We start from the raw sequence: 24741 nt of genomic DNA, 5'->3' as shown, positions 1-24741 counted from the left end.
GGCCGAGCCCGCTCCGGCAGTCTTTGCCGATTAATTCCAACTCGCCGTGAAGGAACGCTCGTGCCAGGGGGGTGCCACACACGCCTTGGCACGCTCGTAGGCCAACTGATACACCTCAGCCACCTGGGCATCCGCCCGCCCGATCGCGATTTGGAGGGGCATCGGACAGACCACAAACCCGGTTCCCGAGTACGACGGGCCCGCGGGCCGAGGGTAGGATTCGATCGCTCCTTCTCCCAAGAATCGATGAACAAACATTGCGGCTCAAACTCCGGTCGGGGCCAAATCCCACGCGGCTCAGCGTCTTCTCGATAAACATTATCGGGTTAATAAGGTTTAGTCAACAAACTTTCTGCAAGATTCTCTACAGTCCGTTCTGTGCGTGCCGACAGAACGGATCGGATCGATTGCATCCCCAATGAGATCAATCCCGTCCGTGCCCATGGACCCGGCGTCGAGAGGACCCTCGGCCGCTCACTCAATGACTCGAGGCCGAATAAATTCGTCGAGGGGTTCGAGATTCGGGCGACGGACCTACCCCCTGAGAGCCAAGCTCATACTTAGGACGCCCGAGGAAGAACATTGTCGATTCCACACTCGATCAAATAATCATTTTAAGCGAGAGGGAGTCGCGTAGTGAGTCGCCCCCAGGGATCTTGATCACTCCATCGAGGTGACACCGAAACTCATTCTCGTCCCCGGGTCGCCGAGCACGATCAGGTCGGTCGGAATCGGGCCGACTCGCAGGGAGAAAAATTCCGACATCTTTCGACCTGTGGGGCCACAGGACTCGTAGAAATATCGTCGGAGGGGATACGACCCACGCGGGCCGTCCCGACACTCGGCGGGTCCCGGGAAGAGGGCGAGTCGGCGACCAACCCATCGGTCGTTCGCCTCGCGAAGGAGGTCCCAATGTTTCGGACAACTGCGGGTCTAAAGCGAGCGGCTGCGGCTTCGGTGATCGCCCTGGCCTTCCTGGCGATCCCGCCTTCATCGGCCTTCGCGGGTTGGGGACGTGGTGGCTATTACCACGGCGGTTATCATCCCGGTTACGCCTACCGTGGATACGGGCCTGGCTACGGTTACCGAGGGTACGCCTACCCGAACCGGGCTTGGGGATACCGCTACCCCTCCGGCTACAACTCGGCCTACGTCGCCCCGGGGTTCGCCCCCTACTACCCGGTGAGGCCGTACGTCTATGGCGGTCGTGCCTGGGGCTATCCGGGACGCTGGTGGTGACGGATTAATGTCGAAATCCTTCGTCTAACGAACACATTGCATGACGCTTCGATTCGTCGCGGCAAGATCGAACCAAGAGCGTAGGGCCTGGTCCTAATCCGCAGCGTTCCCGGCCAGTCGACCGACGGCCGCCGCCGCGATCAGGCTCGCGTACCGCAGTCGGGCGTCCCCTCCGCGCTTCTGACTTCTTCATTTCAAAGAGTTCGACGCCCGCCCCTCCGCACGGAGGGGCGGGCTTGTTCGTCCTTGTAACGAGCCGCCTCGATCGGCATCCTTTATGCATCCCCCCTGAGATTTGACATGACCTCGGCGGTGATTGCGCGCGTTAACGATCGCGAGCCCCCCTTGGCGGGCCCAAGACCGCTGACCGATAACCGATCGCCGCTTGAACATCGGACAGGGAGATCGATCGATGGCGGATGCAACCGGAAACGAGAAGGTCAATCGAGAGAAGCTCATCGGCCTCCTGAACGAGGATCTCTCGCGCGAGTACCAGGCGATCATCGCCTATGTCGTCTACTCGCAGGTCCTGAAGGGGGCTCAGTACATGAGCATTGCCAAGGAGCTAGAGACGCACGCGGCCGAGGAATTGAGCCACGCCTTGACCATCGCCAAGCAGATCGACTACCTCGGCGGCTCGCCGAGCGTGACCGCCAAGCCGGTCAAGACCTCGGACAAGGCCGAGGACATGCTCCGCTTCGACCTCGAAAATGAGAACGAAACGATCCGCAACTACCGCGAGCGAATCAAGCAGTGCGAGGCGCTCGGCGAGTACGCGATGGCCGAGCACATCCGCGAGATTCTGATGGATGAGCAGGAGCATCAGATCGACCTCGCGACCGCGCTGGGCGTCGATGTCCCCGACGTGTCGAAGACCGACGAGCGTGCGTGACCATATCACCATGAGTGAGAGGTGAACGGAAACACTGAGACGGGCCGAGGCGCGTCCCGATGAGACGTGCCCCGGCCCCCACCCTCGAATGATCTTAGTGCGTGAGGGTGGGGAGCCGGGCGAGATCGGTGCGGGTCAGGGCACCGGCGGGTTCGAGAGCAATCATAGGGTCACCGCATGGAAGCCGAATGGAGTCGCTGAGAAGTTCCGGTGAAACTCCTCGACTGCGACCTCAGGCCATGCCGCGAGACCTCGAAAGTCATCGACAACCCGATCCGGGCGACGTCCCCGTGCACGGACCGATCCCACAATACTCATGCATTCGAACGAGATCGGCGCGAGAGTCATCAGAGTAGGAGCAATCAGGAGCCGGACTGGGAGAGGTGTGGGGAGACCATCCGTTCCGGGGTGACCTGCTGGCTGATTTCGTCCAGCAGGCGGTGGATGGTCGCGCGGAGAGACTGCGCCTCGGTGGCGGTCAGGCTCAGATCTGCCAGTCGCATCGTCATCCGATGCAAAGTCTCGATGGCCGAGGCTCGGTCATCAACGGCCGACATGGAACACTCCGAAAAAAAATTCGACCACTTAAGCAACCGGCAACTCCCTAATTTGGCGGAGAGATTTCCCTGGAGACGCCCTCACACATTAGCAATTCGCTCGCCAAGGCGTCAATGGGACCGAAACTGCCCTTTCCTCGAGCCAGTTTTTTTAGCCTTATCTTCTTTGAAACCAAAGTGTTACGCTGAATTGTCCGAGTCAATTCCGGGCCCACATTTGACAACGACGAGACGCGTCTCGAAGGACCGAAGCTGATTTCCCGGGCAGCTTCGCCTCGGTTGTGTGCGAGTTCGTTCGTCATTTGCGCAGAAGCGTCGAGCACGCCCAAATGGGCTCGCTGGCCTCGGTGAGATCAGACGTTTCGGGGTTGGAAGGATCTTACGGGAACGGATCGCCTTGGTGACTCTTGGCCTCTGGAATTCATGGAGCGGTGTCGAAGGAGTTGAGTCGAGAGGGAACATCGCCTACCAGAGTTCTCGACGCGGGCGTCTTATTCCGACCGCTCCGTGTGGGCTCGGAGGCGTGCATCGAAACTCGTGTTGCTCTCCGACCATCAATTCCAGATGCTCCGGTCATGAAACCCGAGCCGATCTCCCGGAACGCGTTGAATCGCGCCTTGCTCGCCCGCCAGTTTTTACTCGCGAGGTCAACGGCAGGTGTCGTGGAGGCGACGGCGCACCTCGTCGGCCTCCAGGCACAACAAGCGGAGCCGCCGCATGTCGGACTCTGGACGAGGCTTGTCGGGTTTACCAGCGACGCGTTGCTGAGACCGATTCGAGACCGGCAAATCGTCCGTGCGACGACCATGCGCGGTACGTTGCACCTCATGACGGCGGGGGATTACCTCGAATTCCGTGGGCCGCTCCAACCAGGGCTGAGCGCAGGCATGAACTCGATTCTCCGGGGGCGGGCTGAGGGCCTGGACCTCTCGGCGCTGGTGGACACCGCCCGCCGGCTCTACCGTGAGCGACCAAGAACCTTCTCGGACCTCCGTTCCGCCCTGCTCGAGACCCTGCCAGACGCCGACGAGCGGGCGTTGGGATTCGCCGTGCGGACCCACCTCCCGCTGGTCGTCGTCCCCGACGACTCGGCCTGGGGATACCGTGCCGACCCGTCGTTCGTCGACGCCGAAGACTGGATCGGACGCCCCTTGGCGACGGATCCGTCGCCCGAACCACTCGTGTTGCGCTATCTCGCAGCCTTCGGTCCCGCCTCGGCAACCGACGTCCAGACATGGTCGGGACTCGCTGGCCTTCGAGATGTCCTCGAGGGTCTCAGGCCGCAACTCCGAGTTTTCCGAGACGGCCGAAGGGATCTATTCGACCTTCCGGACGCCCCTCGACCTCCGGAGGAGACCCCGGCACCCGTGCGATTCCTCCCGGCCTTCGACAATCTGATCCTCGGCCACGCCGAGCGCTCCCGGATCATCGCCGAGGAACACCGCCCGAGGGTCGTCACCCGCAACCTCCTCGTCCTGCCGACGTTCCTAGTCGACGGCTTCGTCGCCGGGACCTGGACCTCGACCCGCTCCAAACGCGAGACGAACCTCACGCTGACTCCGTTCGTCCCACTGTCTGAAGCGTCGAAAGCCGAGTTGATCGCGGAAGGCGAATCTCTCCTTCATTTCCTGGCACCGGAGGCCCCTCAGCCTTCGATCCGATTCGCAGAGATTTGAGCCGGGCGAATCAGGCGGATCGTAATCTAGGGCCTTGTCCGGGCTTGGAGGTGTCGGAACGATCCTCAACGCCGATCCGACGACGGTTCGTCGGGATTCTGAGAGGTCAACCACCAGGATGTCGACGTACGAGGCAAGTCCTTCTCGCACGAACTCGGTCAGGTCTCCGAAAAAAGACGTTACACCCGATGGACACGCGCGGCCGAACTGCTAAACTCTTGTCGAGTATCTCGGGGCCACGCGGCCCCGCACGCCAACGCCGCCTGGTCGGGACCGCGCATCGAGGTCTCTCATGCTCGCGAAGCTCTCCTCTTATACACTGGTTGGTATCGATGCCGTCCCCGTCGAGGTCGAGGTCGACGTCTCCTTCGCCTCCATGCCCAAGACCGTACTCGTCGGCCTCGCCGAGGCCGCCGTCCGCGAGAGCACTCATCGCGTCGAGAGGGCCCTGGTCAACTCAGGTTATCGACGCCCCAGCGACAGGGTTGTCATCAACCTGGCTCCCGCCGATCTGAAGAAAGATGCGGGGGGGTTCGATCTGCCGATCGCACTCGGCATGCTCATCGGCAGCGGGCAGATGGCCCAGGAACGGCAGGGACGCTATGCGGTCGTCGGCGAACTCGCCCTCACGGGGGAGACTCGCCCAATCAAGGGGGTCCTCGCCATGGCCCTCGCCGCCGCCGCCGAGGGACGCGAGGGACTCCTTGTGCCCGAGGCCAACGCCTCCGAAGCTGCCGTCGTCGACGATATCCCCGTGTATCCCATCGGCAGCCTCGCCCAGGCCGTCGGATTCCTCGCCGGACAGCTCGACCTCGAGCCCAGGGACGTCAACCTCGACGAGGTCTTCCTCAAGCTCGCACGCGTCGAGGAAGACTTCGTCGACGTCAAGGGACAGGACTACGCCAAGCGTGCGCTCGTCATCTCCGCCGCCGGGGGCCATAACGTCATCATGATCGGGCCGCCCGGGACCGGGAAGACCCTCCTGGCCAAGCGGCTCGGCACGATCATGCCCGCCTTGACCCCCTCGGAAAGTCTCGAGACCACGCGGATCTACAGCGCCATGGGCCTGCTCCGCGCCGGTGAGCCGCTCATGGCCGCGCGGCCGTTCCGATCGCCCCACCACTCCGTCAGCGACGCAGGCCTCGTCGGCGGCGGCAGCATCCCACAACCCGGCGAGATCAGCCTGGCACATAAGGGCATTTTGTTCCTGGACGAGCTGCCGGAGTTCAACCGAAAGACGCTGGAGGTCCTGCGGCAGCCGCTGGAGGAGGGGCACGTCACCATCAGTCGTGCGCTGCGGAGTACGACTTTTCCCGCCGACTTCGTCCTCGTCGCCGCCATGAATCCGTGCCCGTGCGGGTATCGTGGCGACCCTCGACGGGCGTGCGGTTGTACCCCGCCTCAGGTCGAGAAGTACCTCGGGAAGATCTCCGGGCCGCTGCTCGACCGGATCGACCTCCACGTCGAAGTTCCCGCCGTCCCGTTCACCCAGCTCGCCGAAGCACCCCCGGGTCCGACTTCGGCCGATTTCCTCGCCCAGGTCCTCAAGGCACGCGCCCGCCAGGCCGAGCGGTTCGGCCCCAAAGGGCCCGGCGTCAATGGCCGCATGACCCCGCGGCAGGTCCGTAAGTTTTGCCCGCTCCGTCCCGAGGCCCTCAGCCTCCTCAAAGGGGCCATGGAAGAGCTCGGACTCTCGGCCCGCGCCCACGACAAGGTCCTCCGTGTCGCCCGGACCATGGCCGACCTCGAAGGATCCGACGCCATCCTTCCCCAGCACATCGCCGAGGCGGTCGGCTATCGATCTCTCGACCGCTCCGTTTGGGCCTGAGACCCGGTCGTCGAGGCCGTCGTTCCCAAGGTCATTGCAAGGATCCCGTGTCACCTGAGGACATGAAGATGTCACTTCTTGGAAATCCGTCAACGACTCCGTAGACACTCGCCGACCTCTTCGCCGAATTGGACGGAGAAGCCGAAAGATCGACGGTCCCCGATCCTGAGTTGGTAATACGACTCCAGAATCGTACGCCCTGATAGCTCGGAAGCGTGACGCTATTTGAGCGTGTTGGCATAAAGCGTATGGACCGTCCCCTGACTATCCAGGCCCAGGCCGCTCAGCATCTCGACCTTCTGGCGGATCTGGTTCGTGTCGCCGGGTTCGGGGGCGAGGGGGACGTGCCAACGTTGGGTCTTCCCGTCCTTGGTGCCGGTCGCGACGCTCCGGCCGTCCGGATGGTAGGCGACGGCCAAGACGGCGTCAGTGTGTCGGAGCGAGGGTCCTAGCTGTTTGCCGGAGGCCACGTCCCAGAATCGTGCGGTACCGTCGTGGCTGGCCGTCAGCAGGATTCGCGAATCGGGGCTGAACGTCGCGGCGACGACCTCGCCTGCATTTCCCCGGACGTCGTGGACGAGCGTCACTTCGGGGAGTTTCCAGAGACGGACGCTCCCGTCAAGGCACCCGGTCGCCATCTGTGTTCCGCTCGGGTCGAACGCGACGGCCGTCACGGGATAGCCATGCTGCGGCCTGTTGGCGGGAATGAGTTCGCGGTCGCCGGCGACGTCCCATAGTCTCGCGGTCACTTCCCGCCCGGCCACCAGGATTGTCTTGCCATCGGGGCTGAAGACGGCCTGCTGGATGGGTTTATCCAGTCCCCGCAAAATCGGCCTGGGATGCTGCAAGTCGGCCGGTTCCCACAGCAGGGTGCTTCCGGCCGTGCCACTCCAGGTGATCACGCGCCGGGAGTCGGGGCTGTAGGCGACTCCCAGGAGTGGCGCCGGCTGCTCAGACGAGACGTGGAGGCGTTCCCCGGTGTCGGCGTCCCAGATTTCGAGCCTGCCTCGGACGTGGGCCTCGTCGCCCCCCCAACGGGCCGTGGCCAGGGTCCGACCGTCGGGGCTGACGACGATCGATTCGACGAGGTCGACGATCTCGAAGGGTCGCTGCTCGGCTTCGCTGAACGCCATCCCGCTGGGCTCATAGCGGTCGGAGTGCATCCGAGGACCGCGCGTCTGGTCGTCCGAGAGGCTCCACCACTGCGCCCCTTTCGAACTGCCGACCAGGAGTCGAGTGCCCTCTCGGTCGAAGGCGACGCTCCTCACGGGTACGTTCAGGGACTTGAGTGTGCCGATCGCCTTGGGCTCGGGCACATCCCAGAGGCGGATCACGCCGTCATCTTGACCGATGGCCAGGCTCCGGCCGTCGGGGTGGAAGGCCAGGCCGGTCACTGCCGTGACGAGCTTGGAGGTCTGACCGACCTGGCCGAGCATCGTCGAGTCCCAGAGTCGGACGACCCCGTTCGCGGTCCCCGTCGCGAAGGTCCTCCCGTCGGACGAGACCGCCAAGGCACTGATGCTGCTCCCCTGGGGGGGCAGTTCGACGACCCGGGAGGTGTCGGGGTCCCAGACGTGGAGCTTGCCGTCGCGAGTCCCCGTGATCACCCTCCGGCCATCCCCGCAGAACGCGAGCAGATGGACCGGCGACGTATGCATCAGGGGCTGGCCGATCGGCTTTCCCGACCTGACATCCCAGAGTACGGCGCGGTGGTCGCGCCCGCCGGTGACGAGGCGCCCACCGTCAGGGCTGAGCGCCAGGGAATAGTAGCCGACTCGGTCGCTATGGCGAAGCGGTTCCCCGATCTGAGCCCGTGTGACCAGGTCCCACCATCGCGCCATCCCGTCGTCGCAGCAGGTGACCAGTCGCCGACCGTCGGGGTGCAAGGCGAGTCCCCAGATCCCATGAGACGGGGGGTGGAGTAGGGGGGGCCCATTGAGACGGCCACCGGCCACATCCCAGAAATTCGCGCGTCCCTCAGCGTCGACCGTGACCATCAACCCGGGGTCGCGAGGGCTGAAGGCGACACGCTCAACCCACTGGTTCTCGCTCAGGTCGGCCAGGGCTAGCGTCCTGACCTCCTCCGACTTCGAGGCGAGGTCCCATAAACCGATGTTCCGACCTTTCCCGACCGAGGCGAGCGTCTTCCCGTCGCGGCTGAAGGCGAGGTCGAGGATTGGCGACAGGAGTCGGCCGCTGAGGCGAGGGCGGCTGACCTGGGCGCCCCAGTCGGCCAGGTTGATCCGGATGGCCCGGTCGAGATCCCGGGTTCCCCCTTCGTTGGAGAGTTCCAGGCTCCGGGAGAGCCAAAGGAGGCCATGGCCGACCTCCCCACGGTCGCAGAGCGTCATTCCCTGGCTCAAAGCGAGCTCGGCCTGCTCGCGGACGGCGTCCCGGCGAGCTCTCTGCGCCCGCTCATTGGCCGAGACCTCGGCCTGCCATTGCCAGAAGACCAGGATGAAGCTCAGCATCGTGACGAGGACAGTCGCCGCGGAGAGCAAGGCCACGGAGGGCCGTCGACGGGCCCACTTCCAGGCGATCTCGGGCGGCCCGGCGGGACGTGCTCGGATCGTCAAACCCTCGGAGAATCGATCGAGGTCTTCGGCCAGCTCGTCCGCGCCGGCGTATCGCCGCTTCGGGTCTTTATTCAAGCATTTGAGGCAGATCGTCTCGAGGTCGCGTGGGACGGCGGGCTGGAGTCGCCTCGGGGAGACCGGTTCCGACGAACGCACCTGCTCGAGGGTATCCAGGACCGAGGCCGACTGGAACGGCGGCCGGCCCGTGAGCATGGTGTAGAGAATCGCCCCGAGCGCGTAGACGTCGGCGGACGGGCCGGCGTCCGCGCCCTGGCCGACGGCTTGCTCGGGGGCCATGTATTCGGGCGTCCCGACCAGCACGCCCCCCAGCGTCTTGAGGTCCGAGCCGGAAAGTTGTTTAGCCACGCCGAAGTCACCGAGCTTGATTTGCCCGTCCGCGGTCAACAGCACGTTCGACGGTTTCAGGTCGCGGTGCACGATCCCCTGGCAGTGAGCGTGATGGACCGCCCGCGCGAGGGTCGAGAGCCAGCTCGCCGACCACCCGGGGGGCTGGGGGTTGCCGGCCATTTGTGTTCCCAGATTTCCGCCGTCGACGTATTCGAGCGTGAAGTACGGGACGGGCGAACCTGCCCCCGGGGCGCTCCACTCGCCGATATCAAAGATCTGGATGATGTTCGGATGCTGGAGCCTGGCGAACGCCTCGGCCTCGGCGCGGAACCTGAGGCGATAGTCGTCCCTCGCGAATTCGCCCCCCAAAAGCATTTTGAGCGCGACCACACGATGGAGCTTGTCGTGCCAGGCTTTGTAGACGACTCCCATCCCGCCTCGGCCGAGCTCGCCGAGGATCGCGTAGCCATCGATCTGAGTCGGGCGGCCGACGACGACGTTCGTCGCCGGATTATCAGGGAACTTCCCGGCCCCCGAGAGGCCCCTCAGCGCGGCCACCACCGGGTCTGCCTCGCGTTCGAGCGAATCCAGGGCGGCCTCGCAGCCCGCGCAACGCTCGAGGTGGTCGACGATCTCTTCGAGCCTCGCCTCGGGGAGGTTGCCCAGGTTGAAGGCGGAAAGTTCGTCCCGAGAGGGGCAGGCGAGGCGAGGCATCGGTTCAAGGTCCTCCCGAGGGGTGCGTCTGCCGACTCCTCCTTGCTATTATAGAAATGCGCCTGGCGTGACTTCCCGTTTCCCGACGCGGGAGGACGTCCGACCCTCGAGCACGCGAGAGCGACGTATGGCGGAGCACCGCCCGGACCTTCGCGCGACATCCCTGACCTTGTTGGAGCGTCTCCGCGCGAACGAACCCGACGCCTGGGACCGCCTGGTCGACCTCTACATCCCCCTGGTCCGATACTGGTGCGTCCGAGGCGGCCTGCAAGCCTCGGACGCCGACGATGTCGTGCAGGACGTCTGCCGCTCCGCCCTCTCCGGGCTCGCCGACTTCCGCCGCGATCGGCCCGGAGACACCTTCCGGGGTTGGCTCAGGGTGATCACCCGCAACGCGCTCGCCCTCCACTTCCGCAATCAGGCCAAAACCCCGTCGGCCGACGGCGGCGAGGGCTCCGCCAGGCTCGAGGACGTCGCCGACCCGCGGGTCGACCTGCCGGACGACGATTCTCAGGCCGAGCTCCTCGGGCTCTACAGCCGCGCCCTCGAGCTTGTGCGCAACGAGTTCGAGGATCGGACCTGGCAGATGTTCTGGCTGTCCGTCGTCGACGACCGGTCCACGGCCGACATCGCCGCCCAGTTCGGCATCTCCTCCGTCGCCGTGCGCAAGGCGAAATCCCGAGTCCTCCTCCGTCTCCGCCAGGAGATTGGAGACCTGATCGATTGAGAGAGAGACCCGTGTCATCTGAAAAGCATATTGGAATTATCTCTAAAACATATGATCCAGACATCCTCTCTGAAGGCCTCGACGTGGTTTTCTGCGGCCTGAATCCCTCCACCACCGCCGCAGCAGACGGCCACAACTTTTCGAATGCCTCCAACCGTTTCTGGCGAGTGCTGCATCTGGCCGGCTTCACCGAGACCCGGCTCGAGCCGCAAGACGAGAGACGCCTTCTGGATTACGGCTGCGGCATCACGGCCGTCGTCCGCCGACCGACCGCTCGAGCCGAGGAGGTTTCCCTGGAAGAATTCAAGTCGGCCCGAGTCGAGTTCGAGACCAAGATGCGCCTTTATTCGCCTCGTTTCCTCGCCTTCCTCGGAAAACGTGGCTTGTCGGCGATGCTCGGCCTGCCCACGGTCGAATGGGGCCGTTTCCCGATGGGTTTCGCCGGCACGAACGCCTGCGTTCTACCCAATCCGAGCGGCCTGAATCGAGGATTCTCGCTCGAGGCACTCGTCGACGCTTACTCCTCTCTCAAGCGAGCACTTTGATCCTCAGAGCGGGGACTGCATCACGCCTTCCCGCTGCTGACGAGCGGTTCAACCTCGAGCTCGGAGATGAGAAGCATCTCGACGATGTGCATCCGGTCGTCGGGGTCGATGACGACCACAGTCCGCGGGTTCGCCGGCTGGTAGGCGACACACTCACGGTAGCGCACTGCCAGGTTTCGACCGTCGGCCATGTGGATCGTGAAGGGGCGGAAAGGGATCGTCGCGAGGACGTCACGCAGGCGTTCGACGGTCATGCTCTCGGCTCCTGGCGGCCTCAATAACATGCGGCTACCGACGACCTTATCAGAGCACACCAGTGAGAGCGAGGATGACAAGTCGAGAGCGACCGGACTAGACACCACCCTACTTCGAAAAAGAATTGTTCCTCGCCAAGGTCACGGCCAGTGTGGCACAGACACTCACTCGGCTCTCGACCATCGCTCTGTCCATAGATCGGTAGGGTCACGCCTGCCTGAGGGATGATGCCGGCGCCGTCGATAGGCTCCCGCGATCGGGGCAGAAACCCATCCCATAAGCATAGACTTTGTCCATCATGCCGGACCGATCGGGTCACGTCACAACGGATGATGACCCGTCGTTTCCTGTTACTGAACGTAAGTCGTTGGGGAGTTCGGACTTTGACGGGGTGGGGCGGGGACTGTCGGATGCTGTCGTGAGTAGCGGCGGAGGGACTCGAACCCCCGACACGCGGATTATGATTCCGTCGGGCGAAAATCGTAACCGGTTTGAGGATAATATTTTAGAGCAAGGGGTTTCCTCACTTGCCCACCATTTGCCCAACGGAGATGCGGCAACCGATCCTGCCCTCGTCGAAGTCGTCCGGTCATGGCCTGACCTGTCAGTGGCCGTCAGGGGCCGAATCTTGGCGATTGTGTCCGAGGAGACGAGGCGCGTACGCTTGGGGTGACGACACCGAAGGAGGGCTCGGCATTGAGCACCCTGTTGACCATCGAAGAGCTCGCGGAGAGGTGGCACATCACCCCCGACGAGTTGCGTCGGCGTCGGACCAAGCTCGGCCTCCCTGCACTGAACGTAGGGACTCGGAACTCCCCCCACTGGCTCTTCCGCCTCCAGACGATCGAGGCATGGGAGGCCGCGAACGAGCGAGCTTGCGACGATGACGAAGCCAAGCCAGCAGAGATCCCGGTTCGACCGGGGGCACCGCCGGGGTGGGATGGCGTCGACCACTTCGCAGGCAGGAAAGGCCCCAGGCCCCGCGCCTGACCCCCGGGGGGAGGGTTTTTTGCTAGAGCCTTGAGGTTGTCCAACGGCCGCGGACTTTGCGCATTTTTTGACAGAATTCGGGACCTTTTTTTCGGCTTGCTCACCTGTTGATGCGATCCCGGTCGGGATCCGTGTGTAACGCTGCGATAGCGCTTCGCTTCGGATGATCGGATTCGTTACAATTGAGCCGTGTTGTAACGTTTCCGAACACCAGTCAGCGGAGCCCGCCAATGCCCCGCCTCTCAACGTCCGCGTACCTGGACGGCGTGAACGGCCAGGAACGCGACCTCCTCCCCCATCACGAGCCGAAGAACCTCGGCAAGTACTCCCTCGCCCGCGCCATCGACGTGCGGGCCAGTCATCGAGAGCTCGACGGCCTCGAAGGCGAAGTCTCTCAGGAGCTCGCCAAGAGGTATGGCCGGAACCCCATAGGGTTCTTCCTCCCTTGGGACGTCCAGGTCCGCTCCCTCGACACCTCGACCGGGTCGGGCGGTGTCACACAGATCCTCTCGCCCGTGGTGGACGTGCTTCGGGCCAAGTCGCTCTGCGCCTCGCTCGGGGCGCTTGTCATGCCCGACCTGCGAGGTGGCCGCTTCGGGATGCCGCTCCGGACCGCCACCGCGGCTCTCACGTGGACGACAGAGGGGTCCGCCCCGTCCGGCTCAAGCACGCCGATGGTAGACCAGGTCGTCCCCTTCGAGCCGAGGACGGTTGGGGCATACGTCGACATGAGCGTCAAGGCCCGGGTCTCGATCCCCGGCTCGGACGAGCTCATCATCAATGACCTCCTCGCGGCGGTGGCCGTCGAGGTCGATCGGGTGGCGTTCTCGGGGCTGGGGACCACTAACGAACCGCTGGGCATCATCCACAACCCGGGGGTCCTGACCCAGACCATCGGCACCAACGGCGGCCCCCCGACCCGCGCCGTGCTGGCGGCAATGGAGCAGGGTCTCGGCAACGCCAACGCCGACGTCGGCTCACTGGCGTTCGTGACGACCCCCAACGGGCGTTACAAGCTCAAGACGACCGAGAAGGCGTCGGGCACCGGCCGCTACCTCTGGGACGACGAGGCGGGCCCCCTGGGCTATCCCGCCTACGCCACAAAGAACCTCCCGAGCAACCTCGTCCACGGGTCCGGGACGGGCCTCTCCCCCATCGTCTTCGGCAACTTCCAGGATCTCGCCATCGGAATGTGGGGGCCCGTCGACATCCTCGTCGACCCCTACCGGTTCACGACCGCCGGCTACGTCCGCATCCGGGCGCTGCAGGACATGGACGTCAACCTGCGGCACCTGACCAGCTTCGTCGTCGTCCCCGACATGGTCACCACCTGAGGAGGCGCGCGATGGAGACAGCCAAGGTGCGGATCCTCCGCGGCATGCTCATCGACTCCCGGGTCTACTCCCCGGGTGACGTGGTGGAGGTCGAGACCGGTGAACGGCTCGAGGCGATGTTCGAATCGGAGTCGGCGGTGTACGCCGACCCGGGGAGAAGGACTCCCACCCCCGACGAGATCCGGGACCGTCGCGTCAAGAACCCCCTCGCCAGGACGGGAGGCTGATCATGCCCAAGGTGATCCTCAAGAACCCCGATGGGCTGGTCGTCGAGAACCGGCTCGCCAAGCCCGGCCAGGTCGTCGAGCTCGATCACGCCACGGCGCTCGAGTTCGTCCGCAAGGGCGCGGCCATCATGTACGTCCGGATCCGGACGGCCAAAGGGCTGATGATCGACTCGACGTGGCACCCCCTCGCCGCGGTCGTCGAGGTTGAGCCGGGCACCGCGGACCGGCTCATCAACGGCAAGTTCGCCACCCTGATGCCGCTGCGTCGTTGCAACGGCGGGGCCCCGATCGAGTTCGAAAACTCCGGCATGGTCGCCGAGGCGATCGCGGCCGGGACGGTCGAGTGGGCCGACACCCCAACTGCGAGGAAGCCCCGATGAAACGGGTCCGGTTCCTGAGCCAATCGACCATCAAAGGCCGGACGTACCGGGAAGGCGAGACGGCCGACTTCGCCGACCACATGGCGGACCTCATGCGCCGGGCGGGCGCGGTGGAGATCCCCGCCGAGATGCCAATCGGGGCCGACTCGAAAGCCCCCGCTCGGGACGGCCGGGGGTTCGGCAACGCCAGACGGTTCGGGGTTCTCCCCGACTAACACGAAACACCGGGGAGGGGGCGTTACGAACCTCCCCGGCTACCCGGCGGCGTCCAAAGGCGGGCGGGCGCCGTCGGGTCTTTCCAGGCCCGCCGAGACTGAGGAGTGAGCATGCTGACACGCGAACAGATCATTGCGTCTGCGAAAGACCTCCCCCGCGAGGAGGTGGCCATCCCCGAGTTGGGAGGGTCGGTGTACGTCAGGGCCATGACGGGGACCGAGCGGGACGCCTTCGAGTCGCGATTCTCAAAGGACTCGACGACGAACATCCGGGCCCGGCTCGCGGTCGCGACGGTCTGCGACGAGGCCGGAAAGACCCTCTTCACCGAGGGGGACATCGAGGCGTTGGGGAACGTGTCCGCCGCCTTGCTCGATCGCATCTTCACGGTGGCGATCCGGCTCTCCAAGGTCACCAAGGCTGATGTGGATCAACTCCGGGGAAACTCGAACGCCAGCCCCTCCGCTTCTTCACCTTCCGGCTCGCTCTGAATCTCGGGATGACCGTGCGGGAGTTGCTCTCCCGCATCGGGTCCGACGAGCTCTCGGAGTGGCTGGCGTTCGACGACCTCGAGCCGTTGCCCAATGGGTATCTCCAGACGGGCATCCTGGCATCCACGATTGCCAATGTCATGGGGAGCGGCAAGAAGAAGTTCGCCCCGATCGACTTCATGCCCGGGCGGCGGACGGCGACTCCCAGGCAAAGCGACCCCGAGAAGGGCATCGCCGTCATGCGAGGGCTGATGGCCAGGCAAAACGTGAAGGGAAGGGTGTAGCATGAGCGTCGTCGGCAACCTGTCCATCGGCATGAGCGTCGACCTCGGCGACTTCCTCAAGGGGATGAAGAAGGCGAGCGACCAGCTCGACTCCTTCGTCGCCGGGATGATCGGCGGCCTTTCCGCGTTGGGGGCCTCGTCGGTTCTAGCCGGCGGGTTCACGACCGCCGCTGACGCCATAAGCACGGTCGTCATGAGTGGTGCCGAGCTCAACGCCGTGCTCTCCAAGTCTCGCGTGATCTTCGGGGACGCGTCCTCGTTCATCATCGATGAAGCCCACAAGATGGGCGACCAGTTCGGCATCGTCGAGAGCGACTTCATCAACGCGGCGGCATCCTTCGGCGCCGTGTTCGCTGGGATGGGTAAGACCCAGGAGGAGTCGGCCAAGCTCGGCGTCGACCTGGCCAAGCTCGGGATGGACATGAAGTCCCTCGAAGGGGCGAACACCACGGCCGAGGAGTCATTCCAGGCACTGAGCTCGGCCCTCCGCGGGGAGTTCGACCCGATCGAGAAGTTCCGCGTCTTCCTCTCCGCCGACAAGATTGCGGCCGAGGCCCTGGCATCGGGTCTGGCCAAGAGCAAAAACGAGATCAGCGACCTGGCCAAGAAGACCGCCACCCTCAACCTGATCTATCGCCAGACGACCGCCGCCCAGGGGGACATGGCCCGGACGGGGCACGAGGCGGACAACTCACTCGCGGCCATCGAAGGCCGGATCACCAACTTCCGCCAGTCCCTCGGCTTGGCCTTCAAGCCCGTTACGGAAGCCATCCTGAGTCTGTCCAACACCGCGCTCAAGCAACTCGGGGAGGCGATCAACCGCAACCAGGAGGCGATCAAGGCGTGGGCGGCCGAGGCGGCTTCCAGTAGCGGCTCCGTCTTCCAGGGCTTCAAGCTGATGGGGACCGGGATCGGGTTCGTGCTCGATCAGATGCAACTCCTCGACGTCGCGTGGAAAGCCGTGAAGGCCACCGCGATCTCGGCGGTCAAGGAGATGCTCGGGGGCATCAACGACTTCTTCCAGATGATCGAACGTGGGGCCGCCGCCCTCACGGGGAACAAGGCGTTCATCGGCAACGCGGTCAGCAAGGAGGATCTCGACCGGGTCAAGAAGCTCTCGGCCGCCGCCGACGAGGCGAAGATGGAGTTCGCCAAGGCCTGGGCCGCCGCGAAGCCCTCGGCCGACGTGGCGACGTTCTTCACCAAGGTCGAGTCATCGGTCAAGGCGATGTCGACATCCCTCACCTCTGCCGGCACGGCGGTCAAGAACGTAGCCAAGGAGTTGCCCCCCTTCTCCCAGAAGATCGCCGACCTCGTCGGCAACCTCGATCTCCAGATCCAGGGGTTCGGGAAGTCGTCGGAGGAGCTCGAGATCTACAAGCTGAAGCTGGCCGGCGCGAGCGAGGAGGAGCTGAAAGCAGCCGAGTCCAAGGCGGCCTTCCTCAAGGGCCTCAAGACCGCCGAGGCCACATACGAGGAGACCCGGACCCCCCTCGAGAAGTTCCAATCGAAGCTGGCCGAGCTGACCCAGTCCTACAACCAGGGGGCGATGTCGGAGGAGGTGTTCAACCGTGGGGTGAAGAAGGCCAAGGAGGATCTCAACGGGGCATCCGGCAGCCCCTTCCAGCCATACGGCGGCGCCATGGACTTCGACTCGAAGGAGGCCCGGTCGTCGGTCCTGGCGCTTCGAGGGGTTGAGGGGTCGGTCAGCGATCCCGCCAAGGACGCGGCAAAGATCGCCGAGAAGCAACTCGAGGAGCAGAAGAACTTCAACAAGAACCTCGCTGACCTTGCGTCCAAGCTCGGCAAGCGCGCCAACTCCGACGAGATCTTCATCCAGTGACCGGCACCGACCGGGGAAAGGAGGCCGTGAAGTTCACCGAGCGAGAAGGCGGTAAAGGAAAATGACCACGAGCAAGGGGAGCGTGATGCCGACCCCCCACACGATCGGCTGGGCCCATTCCGGGAGACGTTGATAGCTCTCGAGGGCGAGGCGAGGAGACGACGCGACCATCCGGGTAATCGCCAGATACACGTGGGTGAAGGCGTCGGCGCCTTTGGCAACGAATTGAGATTGCTCCCCATCCCAAGTGTCGTCGTCCAGGAACTCGGGTTGGCCGCTAACCGACGAGGAGGGAAACGGGGCTCGAAACTGGGGAGGGGCGGAACGCTTCGAAACCGAGCAACCGCAAGACTGGCAGGTCCAAGTCCCAAACTCCTGAATGAACCAGATCACGAACCAAAGAGGAAGAAAACAGCATCCCGTTATGAAAGTCAGTATGCACCCCCAATGGGCCTGGAAATATGGGCGCTGAAACAGCCGGTACTGATTGCAGTCCACGCACCAACGCTGTGATTGCTGCATCGCTCGATCCATTACGGAACGACGAACGCCACCGCGCAGGCCGTAACACTCCGCGCGATCGCGTCGTCTCGGGGCCTCGCCCCGTGGTCGGGTTGGCGTGGTTACGGACACGCATGTCGCGAAGGTAACGTGTCTTGATAGGCAGAGCAACGCGAGGGCGAGGAGGCCCGGGACAATGGAGTCCTCAGAACAATTCCGACAAGCCCTCGACGCGATCGTCGCGGCTCCGCTGGCGTGGTCCTCATCAGAGGACCTGGCCGCGCTCGGCATCGCCCCCGGGACGCTCCAGGCCCTCGAGGATGAGGGATGGATCGAACGATGGGAGTTCCCCGGGGGCGAGTCGGTATGGACCCTCACGCCGATCGGGGCGGCCATGCACGAGCCGGCTCCCGTCCAGCTCGTCGAGGATGCGACCGGCAACACGCTCCGCTGGGGATGGCCATCGGCCCAGGCCACCTACTTCCGCGTCCCCCGCGAGAGTAAGGGCCACGGGACGCGGATCAAGTTCCCCGAGCTCCTCGTCGACCCGGCGCCGCCACCTGACTCCTACCTCGACGACGAGACTGGCCGTCCCCTCGCGCTTGCCGACGGTCAACCGCTCGTCCTGTTCGGGAGGACGGTCGTCCGTGACAAGCGGCTCAAGGGGAAGGCCAAGGGTAAGGCCGGCCTGACACCGGAGCAGCTCCGAGCTCGACGCAACGAGGACTGGCGGGTTGACCACGAGGTGGGAAGGATCGACCCCGAGACGGGGAGGTTCGTGACTCGCACCATCGCCATGATCGCCGTGTTGGAGGGCATCCCCGAGCGGACCGTCAGGCACGGGATCAACCAGGCGAGGAAGAAGCTCAACGCGGTCCGGGAAGCCGTTGGTGCCTGCTGAGGCCAGCAGGCCGCAGCGGCAGTTCAGAGGTTGGACGGGGTTCGCTCGTGTCCAACCTCACAAAGCGGCTTGTCAGTCGTTGGCGGCCTCGGCTAAGTCGCGGGCTTGCAGTAGCGCGCCAATCAACTCTTCGAAACTGAGGCCGCCAACGACAACGTCCTTCGTGGACTTTGTCTTGTCATTGAACAGCTCTTCCAAGCAATAGCTAATGGTTTGGATGGGAGGATCCCCAGGCCGATTCCCCTCAAGCGTCTCGCGATCAAAGTCTTTCATCTCGCATCTCCCTCAAAGGACAGCAAACAGCCTTCGGACAACAGAGGAACAGCAAGCGCCGATCAGATCTCGGCAGAGAGCCTCGTGACCCCAGGGGGGGGAGGTATTTTGCTAGAGCCTTGAGGTTGTCCAACGGCCGCGGCATTTGCGCATTTTTAGACGATATTTTTGGGGGGTATTTCGATCTGAGGTGGGGTCACTTCTCTGGCTTCAGAAGAATTGTTAAAAATGTTCCTGGGTCAATCATAAAACCTTTACCCCTCCTACCAGCGACGAGCGATTTCCTCGCCCCGACCCTAATCACCGGTCCGTACTGAAGCTTTCTGGGAGGAATCAAATCGCGCGTCTTGAGCAATCCCTCGACTGTTTTCGGTGGACCTGAATCGTAAAGAACAAAGTCTCCGAAGGCCCTATAAATCCAGTTCCAATGCTCGTCAAAGAAGAGGGTGTCATGGCCAACAGAAACACCCGGCACTAAGAGACCATCGACTTTCACCAGGCACAGGTTGTCCTCGATGACTACAGAAGAGCCATTTTCAAAGCACCAATCTTTGATCTGAAGATTGCGAATCATGATGTGATCCGCATATTCATTTTCTTCGGCTATGCTGTTTGCAAATCGGCTCGCGAGGAGATCTTTTTCGGTCAACCCCTCCCCGAAGATCTTGGCGACCCAAGTTCGGAAATTCTTGTTCATTGCTAGGGTCGTAGGGTCATTCTTGCCTTCTGAATCCTGAAACTCCCAGGGGTTGTTTGCCGCGAACGCAATAGCTCTAATTGCTTGCTCTTTGCCAATTTTCATCATATGCACAAAATCTAGTATCGCCCTGTCTGATTCCGAAAGAATCTCTCCGATCGTAGGGCGAGTTGGAACCTGAAATGGTGGAAATGTTTCGGTGTCATCAACAAGCCAATCGACGGTTACACCAAGCACCTGGGCAATCCGAAAGGCTTGACGCGCCGAAGGTTCACCCTGGTCAGACTTCCATTTGCTGATCCTACCCTTTGGCAACTTGGCTAGAGACTCCACCTCCGCCTGGTCCAAGCCCAGCCATTCCGCCTGTGACAGGATTTTGTCGATGATTGCGCTCATGCCACTAGCGTGCCTCATGGAATCGGTTTTAGGAAGGGATTCTAATCCCGATCGTGGAATATTTACCGATTCGCCAAAAAAATCTTTGACAGATTACCGATTCGGCAATAACATTCACCGCATCGGACAAAAAGCGTGGAAGGAGGATTTTGAGCCGATGAACATCGCTTCCTGCATAACGATCAGCGAGGCGTGCAAGAGTCTCGAGACGTATGACGCCTTGCTCAGAAGCTTGGCGGCAACCCACGGGGTTCAAATCGTCCGAAGAGGCCGCTTTAGCTTCATCGACGTCGATGACGTGGAAGTTCTTCGCCCCCACGTCCGCGCCTGGAAGGATCGCGATCGTCCTTCGAGACGTCTGGCGCAGGCGTAACGAACCCCTCAAGCTCGAGAATGATGACGCACCTCATTCGTGCGGCCGTTCTTCGTCCGCGCATGCAAAGGGGCCGAGGGTCTTACCACCCCCGGCCCCGAGTAGGTTCCCCGCATCTGGAGAAGCCATGCCCCAGTCTACCGCAATCCGCCTGCTCCAGCCACGGGAGCGGCCGCCCCGCCCCAAGGTGCCTTCACGCGGCTCGCGTGCGCTCTCGGCCGAGGAGTTGGCCCTCCTCGACGAGCTCAACGCGGCGAACCCGGCCGGGGCCGTCGAGGCCAGCCCTTCCGAGTGGCCGGCCGACGTCGACAACCACCACTGGCATCCGTTCGGAAAACCGTTGGCCTGACAACGCCGTCGGGGCGGTACCGATGGCACTCGGTACCGCCCCGCGACTCTTCCCCGTTCCATCCCTGCAAGGATCCTCACCAGTGAAGCATAACAACCAGAACAGGATGGTCAAGTTCCTCCCCGTGACAGCCTCGCTTGGGGGTGACGGTGCCTCCCTCGAGCTGCCCAACTCCTGGCGTGACCTCTTCAGAGAGTGGACGACCGTCCTTCGCACCCCGGACCAGCGGTACGTCGTGGTCACCATCATGGTTGCCCATCGCGGGGTCTGGCGAAAGCGCAGGCAGTCCGTCATCAAGCGCCTCAAGCTGGTCCACGAAACCGAAGTCGGGCCGGTCGTCGTCGTGTTCTCCATCCGCTTCACCGGGCCGTCCGACCCACAGTGGGCCGACGTCGTGGCCGCCGACATGGGGAGGCGAAGCCGATGAGCATGGCCATCGTGCGCGGCAAGCGCCGCCCTCGGCTCCGGGTAGTCCCGGCTCACTCCCTTTCAACAAGGCCACGGCGTCTCGCGGGGTTCAAGTTCACCTCGTTTGCCATCCGCGCCATCCTCGAGCACTGGAGCGATGCCGAGTGGTCGCTCTTGCACGAGGCCGAGAAGCCGGAGGGTGCCTATCACATCCCCGGGTGTGGGTGGGTCACGTTGGAAGCGTCATTGCAACGCGACTGGCCCGAGTATGACGACGCCATGGCCTCTAATCCGGGGGGCTCGTGATGGCTCGGAATCCTCCCGATCCAATCCCCGGCGACGGCTCCGGGCTCGTCTTGCAGCGCATCGCGAGCGAGCTCACGGGCCTCTCCCCCTACCGCCTCGGCGTGCTCATGCACGCCAGGCGGGTCCGTCGTGCCAAGGTCGGGTTCCGATTTTTGGTTGACCTAAACGATGCGTTGGCCGAGAGCCGGCGCCCTCGCTTCGAACGGAGGGTCCACGATTGAGAAGCGGCAACGGCGGCACGGCGACAACCCCCGGGATCCTCGAGGCCGCCGGCGCCCTCCTCGAACAGGGATTCCGGCCGGTCATCCTCTACCCGCCCGGGATCGCCCGGGGGGACAAGACGACCGGCGGCAAGGAACCGTTCGGGAAGGGATGGGGCGTCAAGCCGCTCTCCCTCGACGTCCTCGCGGCGGATGTCCGGCACTTCGAGTCGAAGGGGTTCACTCCCGGGGTCGGGCTCTGCCTTGGACCAGGGAGGGCATCGGGGGGCGGCTGGCTTGCCGACGTCGAGGGGGACGGTCCCCAGGCCGAGGCAAGTCGGTCGTCACTGTTCGGGGGCGAGTTGGTCATCACTCGGGGCTGGGGGAGCGTGCGCGGGGAGCATCGTCTCCTACGGTGCGACCCGGACCGGATGACGGCCATCGTCGCACGGCTCGCGCGATTCCAGGTCAAGGGAGAGAATCAGCCTGGGGTGTTCCATCTCCCCGACCTCCCGGACCTCGAACTACGCTTCGGCGGCCTCAAGCCGGACGGGAGCGTCAAGCAACTCCAAAGCGCGTGCCCGCCCACTCCTGGCACCGACGGCATGCCCCGTGAGTGGAACGACGTCGAGGACGTGGCCGACGCCCCCGAGTCGTTTTACGCGGCCCTGGAGGCGCTGGCCGCTCCCGTCGAGGAGCCAAAGCCTCGAGCCGGCCGAGCTCGCCGCAACGGGTCCGTCTTCGAGGCAACGAGCTGGGATCCCGAGCGCCGGGCGATTGCCTACCTCGACAAGTGCGACCCGGCGATCTCCGGGAGCAAGGGACACAACCAGGCGTTCAAGGCGGCCTGCAAGGTAGGGCCCGGGTTCGACCTCCCCTTCGAGGTCGCGCTCAGGATCCTCCGCGAGCACTACAGCCCCCGATGCCAACCCCCGTGGTCCGAGGCGGAGCTCGTCCACAAGGTGGAGGACGCGTACGCCACCGAGCCCAATCGGGGATGGCTCCTCAACGCCGACCGGTACGGCAAGGGCCGAGGTTCGAACGGCCGGGGTGGCTCCGCGTCTCCGCCTGCTGGCGAAGGCGGGGCCGAGGAATCCCCCCGTGCCGAGATCGAGATCACAACGGACCGCCACGAGGTCACACGATTAACCGTCGAGTCGCTGGCCCGTGATCCCGACCTCTACAGCCGGCATGAGGCGCTGGTGACCGTCGTGCTCGAGGATTCCGCCACCATCCGGTTGACGAGCTCGACGACCCTCGCGAACGTCGCCGGGACGCCGAAGCTGATCATCCTCTCGGAGTCCAACGTCGGCTGCGCCCTCACCAAGAACGCGACGTTCTACCAATGGCGATCCCCGAAGAAGGGCGAGGAGGTCGCGGTCGACGTCCATCCCCCCGACTGGCTGATTCGGGCCGTCGCCTCGCGTCGGCACTGGCCGGGGGTCCGGCAGCTCCTGATGATCGCCCGGTGTCCCTACCTCCGCCCCGATGGGTCGATCGTCGAGACGCCCGGTTACGACCACGCGGCCGGTGTCCTGTACCATCCGTCGGGCCCGTTCCCGCCCGTCCCCAAGAAGCCGACGCAGGCCGACGCCGCTGCGGCCTGGGGACGGATCCGGGACCCGATCCGTCAGTTCCCGTTCGGCTCGGACAACGACCGGGTCACCTGGCTCGCGGGTCTCCTCTCGGCTATCGCAAGGCCATCGATCTCGGGGCCCGTGCCGGGGATCGCCGTCATTGGGAACAAGGCCGGCACCGGGAAGGGTCTCCTCATCGACCTCGTCGGGATCCTCGCGCAAGGCCGCCCGGTGGCCGTCTCGAGTTACCCCGTCGAGTCCGAGGAGGCGAAGAAGCTCGTCCTCGCGATCGCCCTGGCCGGCAAGCCGATCATCCACTTCGACAACCTCGAGGAGGGAAGCCATTACGGCAACGTCGGGCTCGACAGCGCCCTCACGAGTGGGACCGCCGAGGGGCGAGTCCTCGGCTCGACGAAGCTCGCAGGAGAGACGCCGCTCCGAGTCGTGTGGTTCCTCTCGGGGAACAACATCACCCCTGCGAAGGACGCCTATCGACGATGGTTGCCATGCAACCTCGTGACCGACCTCGAGACGCCCGAGGAGCGTCGGGACATCGAGGTCCGCGACCTCCGCTCCCACGTCCTCGAGAGACGCGGCGAGTTGGTCCGTGACGCCCTGACGATCCTCCGGGCGCATGCCCTTGCGGGACGTCCGGGAGGAGCATGGCCCCCCCTCGGATCGTTCGAGGCTTGGGACTCGATCATCCGGGGTGCGGTGTGGTTCGCGACGGGGCTGGACTGCTGTGAGACCCGGCGACAGGCGGCCGAGGAGTCACCCGCCCGGCAAGCCCAGGTCGCGCTCCTCGAGGGCTGGCGAGAGCTCCCGGATGGCAGCGATGGCGGGAAGGGGATTACCGCGAGCGATGCTGTCGTGCTCGTCGGCGAGCACCCGAAGCAATACCCCACCCTCCACAACGCCCTGGCACACTACGGGCGAGACAACAAGCTCGCGAATGCCCGACAGGTGGGAAACCGGATCCGGGGGATGAAGGGGAACGTCCTCGCCGGCATGAAGTTCGTCGATGCCGGAATCGACCATCGAGCGGTCAAGTGGAAGGTCGTGCAGCCCGGTTCGCAGTCTTCGGAGACCCAAGATCAAGGGGAGACTGAGGAGACTAGGGAGTCTGTTACCAACCCTCATGCGGAAGAAAAACACTCTGATAACTATGTGAAAGAGTGTGGCGAGGCGCATAAACGCTATGGGGATGGGCTGGCAACGGACTCCCCAGATGCTCAGACTCCCTCGCCCGATTCCGACGAGGAGGTGACTTGGACCTCATGAGCCTCCTCGATTCCGCCCATGACGCTGGACTGGCCGTCCGGGTGGAAGGCTCCCGCGTCGTCGTCCGCGGACCGAGGAGCGCCGAGGGATTGGCCCGAAAGGTCCTGTCTCGCAAGGCGGAGATTCTGGCTTGGTGGAACGACCTCCCTCCACCATCGCCAACGCCTTGGCGAGCGACCATCGCCGAATGGCCCATTCCGCTCCGGGAGCGCTGGGGCCGCCGCGCCAACCAACTCGAGGACGAAGGCCACGACTGGCGAGAGGCCGAGCGCCTGGCTTTCGAGGAGATCGCTTCCACCCCAACCGTCCCCGGAGAGACCACATGACCGAACAGACAGTCTTTTGCGACAGATGTAAATG

At 64.1% G+C, this 24741-nt stretch carries 29 protein-coding genes; 22 read left to right on the top strand and 7 right to left on the bottom strand.

The window, feature by feature from the left end; translation table 11 throughout:
* Nucleotides 1-30: 30 nt before the first annotated feature.
* Nucleotides 31-162 carry a hypothetical protein gene (locus ACYOEI_RS12880; RefSeq protein ID WP_462849901.1) on the bottom strand — a complete coding sequence of 44 codons (132 nt, stop codon included), beginning with the start codon at nucleotides 160-162 and terminating at the stop codon, nucleotides 31-33.
* Between the two features lie 750 nt (nucleotides 163-912).
* Between ACYOEI_RS12880 and ACYOEI_RS12875 the strand changes: the two genes are divergently transcribed.
* Nucleotides 913-1239, top strand: a complete 327-nt coding sequence (locus ACYOEI_RS12875) for a hypothetical protein (protein WP_462849900.1) — start codon at nucleotides 913-915, stop codon at nucleotides 1237-1239.
* 412 nt (nucleotides 1240-1651) lie between these two features.
* Nucleotides 1652-2131: a ferritin-like domain-containing protein gene (locus ACYOEI_RS12870; protein ID WP_462849899.1), complete on the top strand. Its 480-nt coding sequence runs from the start codon at nucleotides 1652-1654 to the stop codon at nucleotides 2129-2131.
* 362 nt (nucleotides 2132-2493) lie between these two features.
* Here ACYOEI_RS12870 and ACYOEI_RS12865 read toward each other — a convergent pair whose 3' ends face one another.
* The gene (locus ACYOEI_RS12865; protein WP_462849898.1) at nucleotides 2494-2688 is read right to left on the bottom strand and encodes a hypothetical protein; all 195 of its coding nucleotides are present in this window, start codon (nucleotides 2686-2688) and stop codon (nucleotides 2494-2496) included.
* A gap of 575 nt (nucleotides 2689-3263) precedes the next feature.
* On the opposite strand from ACYOEI_RS12865, the gene ACYOEI_RS12860 reads away from it, so the two are divergent.
* Nucleotides 3264-4364, top strand: a complete 1101-nt coding sequence (locus ACYOEI_RS12860; protein ID WP_462849897.1) for a winged helix DNA-binding domain-containing protein — start codon at nucleotides 3264-3266, stop codon at nucleotides 4362-4364.
* A 292-nt stretch (nucleotides 4365-4656) separates the two neighbouring features.
* Nucleotides 4657-6192, top strand: a complete 1536-nt coding sequence (locus ACYOEI_RS12855; RefSeq protein ID WP_462849896.1) for a YifB family Mg chelatase-like AAA ATPase — start codon at nucleotides 4657-4659, stop codon at nucleotides 6190-6192.
* Nucleotides 6193-6413: 221 nt separating this feature from the next.
* Here the strand turns inward: ACYOEI_RS12855 and ACYOEI_RS12850 are convergent, their stop codons facing one another.
* Nucleotides 6414-9830 carry a protein kinase domain-containing protein gene (locus ACYOEI_RS12850; RefSeq protein ID WP_462849895.1) on the bottom strand — a complete coding sequence of 1139 codons (3417 nt, stop codon included), beginning with the start codon at nucleotides 9828-9830 and terminating at the stop codon, nucleotides 6414-6416.
* Between the two features lie 127 nt (nucleotides 9831-9957).
* On the opposite strand from ACYOEI_RS12850, the gene ACYOEI_RS12845 reads away from it, so the two are divergent.
* Both ACYOEI_RS12845 and mug read left to right on the top strand, forming a co-directional pair.
* Nucleotides 9958-10557 carry an RNA polymerase sigma factor gene (locus ACYOEI_RS12845; protein ID WP_462849894.1) on the top strand — a complete coding sequence of 200 codons (600 nt, stop codon included), beginning with the start codon at nucleotides 9958-9960 and terminating at the stop codon, nucleotides 10555-10557.
* Between the two features lie 11 nt (nucleotides 10558-10568).
* Complete coding sequence (gene mug, locus ACYOEI_RS12840) at nucleotides 10569-11102, top strand: G/U mismatch-specific DNA glycosylase (RefSeq protein ID WP_462849893.1); 534 nt, start codon at nucleotides 10569-10571, stop codon at nucleotides 11100-11102.
* A gap of 20 nt (nucleotides 11103-11122) precedes the next feature.
* On the opposite strand, the gene ACYOEI_RS12835 is transcribed toward mug, so the two are convergent.
* Entirely contained in the window at nucleotides 11123-11356 is a 234-nt protein-coding gene (locus ACYOEI_RS12835) for a hypothetical protein (protein WP_462849892.1), read from the bottom strand.
* 697 nt (nucleotides 11357-12053) lie between these two features.
* Between ACYOEI_RS12835 and ACYOEI_RS12830 the strand changes: the two genes are divergently transcribed.
* From ACYOEI_RS12830 to ACYOEI_RS12795, 8 genes are all read left to right on the top strand, one after another.
* Nucleotides 12054-12347, top strand: coding sequence for a hypothetical protein (locus ACYOEI_RS12830; RefSeq protein WP_462849891.1), 294 nt, complete (start codon nucleotides 12054-12056; stop codon nucleotides 12345-12347).
* Between the two features lie 230 nt (nucleotides 12348-12577).
* Nucleotides 12578-13681, top strand: coding sequence for a phage major capsid protein (locus ACYOEI_RS12825; protein ID WP_462849890.1), 1104 nt, complete (start codon nucleotides 12578-12580; stop codon nucleotides 13679-13681).
* Nucleotides 13682-13692: 11 nt separating this feature from the next.
* Nucleotides 13693-13908 (top strand): hypothetical protein, encoded by a 216-nt coding sequence (locus ACYOEI_RS12820; RefSeq protein ID WP_462849889.1) that lies wholly within the window; start codon nucleotides 13693-13695, stop codon nucleotides 13906-13908.
* A 2-nt stretch (nucleotides 13909-13910) separates the two neighbouring features.
* Nucleotides 13911-14288 (top strand): hypothetical protein, encoded by a 378-nt coding sequence (locus ACYOEI_RS12815; protein WP_462849888.1) that lies wholly within the window; start codon nucleotides 13911-13913, stop codon nucleotides 14286-14288.
* Nucleotides 14285-14503: a hypothetical protein gene (locus ACYOEI_RS12810; RefSeq protein WP_462849887.1), complete on the top strand. Its 219-nt coding sequence runs from the start codon at nucleotides 14285-14287 to the stop codon at nucleotides 14501-14503. The genes ACYOEI_RS12815 and ACYOEI_RS12810 overlap by 4 nt, the downstream gene beginning before the upstream one ends.
* Before the next feature lie 111 nt (nucleotides 14504-14614).
* Nucleotides 14615-14992, top strand: coding sequence for a phage tail assembly chaperone family protein, TAC (locus ACYOEI_RS12805; protein ID WP_462849886.1), 378 nt, complete (start codon nucleotides 14615-14617; stop codon nucleotides 14990-14992).
* 8 nt (nucleotides 14993-15000) lie between these two features.
* Complete coding sequence (locus tag ACYOEI_RS12800) at nucleotides 15001-15276, top strand: phage tail assembly protein T (protein ID WP_462849885.1); 276 nt, start codon at nucleotides 15001-15003, stop codon at nucleotides 15274-15276.
* 1 nt (nucleotide 15277) lies between these two features.
* Nucleotides 15278-17119, top strand: coding sequence for a hypothetical protein (locus ACYOEI_RS12795; protein WP_462849884.1), 1842 nt, complete (start codon nucleotides 15278-15280; stop codon nucleotides 17117-17119).
* 33 nt (nucleotides 17120-17152) lie between these two features.
* On the opposite strand, the gene ACYOEI_RS12790 is transcribed toward ACYOEI_RS12795, so the two are convergent.
* Nucleotides 17153-17290, bottom strand: coding sequence for a hypothetical protein (locus ACYOEI_RS12790; protein WP_462849883.1), 138 nt, complete (start codon nucleotides 17288-17290; stop codon nucleotides 17153-17155).
* A gap of 526 nt (nucleotides 17291-17816) precedes the next feature.
* Between ACYOEI_RS12790 and ACYOEI_RS12785 the strand changes: the two genes are divergently transcribed.
* Nucleotides 17817-18521: a hypothetical protein gene (locus tag ACYOEI_RS12785; RefSeq protein WP_462849882.1), complete on the top strand. Its 705-nt coding sequence runs from the start codon at nucleotides 17817-17819 to the stop codon at nucleotides 18519-18521.
* Nucleotides 18522-18593: 72 nt separating this feature from the next.
* Here the strand turns inward: ACYOEI_RS12785 and ACYOEI_RS12780 are convergent, their stop codons facing one another.
* Nucleotides 18594-18794: a hypothetical protein gene (locus ACYOEI_RS12780; RefSeq protein WP_462849881.1), complete on the bottom strand. Its 201-nt coding sequence runs from the start codon at nucleotides 18792-18794 to the stop codon at nucleotides 18594-18596.
* 196 nt (nucleotides 18795-18990) lie between these two features.
* Nucleotides 18991-19887, bottom strand: a complete 897-nt coding sequence (locus ACYOEI_RS12775; protein ID WP_462849880.1) for a helix-turn-helix domain-containing protein — start codon at nucleotides 19885-19887, stop codon at nucleotides 18991-18993.
* On the opposite strand from ACYOEI_RS12775, the gene ACYOEI_RS12770 reads away from it, so the two are divergent.
* From ACYOEI_RS12770 to ACYOEI_RS12740, 7 genes are all read left to right on the top strand, one after another.
* Nucleotides 19874-20260 (top strand): hypothetical protein, encoded by a 387-nt coding sequence (locus ACYOEI_RS12770; protein WP_462849879.1) that lies wholly within the window; start codon nucleotides 19874-19876, stop codon nucleotides 20258-20260. The genes ACYOEI_RS12775 and ACYOEI_RS12770 overlap by 14 nt on opposite strands.
* 127 nt (nucleotides 20261-20387) lie before the next feature.
* Nucleotides 20388-20609 carry a hypothetical protein gene (locus ACYOEI_RS12765; protein ID WP_462849878.1) on the top strand — a complete coding sequence of 74 codons (222 nt, stop codon included), beginning with the start codon at nucleotides 20388-20390 and terminating at the stop codon, nucleotides 20607-20609.
* An 82-nt stretch (nucleotides 20610-20691) separates the two neighbouring features.
* Nucleotides 20692-21036, top strand: coding sequence for a hypothetical protein (locus ACYOEI_RS12760; protein ID WP_462849877.1), 345 nt, complete (start codon nucleotides 20692-20694; stop codon nucleotides 21034-21036).
* The gene (locus ACYOEI_RS12755; protein ID WP_462849876.1) at nucleotides 21033-21323 is read left to right on the top strand and encodes a hypothetical protein; all 291 of its coding nucleotides are present in this window, start codon (nucleotides 21033-21035) and stop codon (nucleotides 21321-21323) included. Before ACYOEI_RS12760 ends, ACYOEI_RS12755 begins: the two co-directional genes overlap by 4 nt.
* Nucleotides 21323-21544, top strand: coding sequence for a hypothetical protein (locus ACYOEI_RS12750; RefSeq protein WP_462849875.1), 222 nt, complete (start codon nucleotides 21323-21325; stop codon nucleotides 21542-21544). Before ACYOEI_RS12755 ends, ACYOEI_RS12750 begins: the two co-directional genes overlap by 1 nt.
* Complete coding sequence (locus tag ACYOEI_RS12745) at nucleotides 21541-24381, top strand: bifunctional DNA primase/polymerase (protein WP_462849874.1); 2841 nt, start codon at nucleotides 21541-21543, stop codon at nucleotides 24379-24381. The genes ACYOEI_RS12750 and ACYOEI_RS12745 overlap by 4 nt, the downstream gene beginning before the upstream one ends.
* The gene (locus ACYOEI_RS12740; RefSeq protein ID WP_462849873.1) at nucleotides 24378-24707 is read left to right on the top strand and encodes a hypothetical protein; all 330 of its coding nucleotides are present in this window, start codon (nucleotides 24378-24380) and stop codon (nucleotides 24705-24707) included. Before ACYOEI_RS12745 ends, ACYOEI_RS12740 begins: the two co-directional genes overlap by 4 nt.
* Nucleotides 24708-24741 lie beyond the last annotated feature (34 nt).

It is taken from the genome of Singulisphaera rosea, from assembly GCF_054877945.1.
Note: the sequence above shows the minus strand (reverse complement) of the source record. Positions and strands in the feature narration are given on the sequence as shown.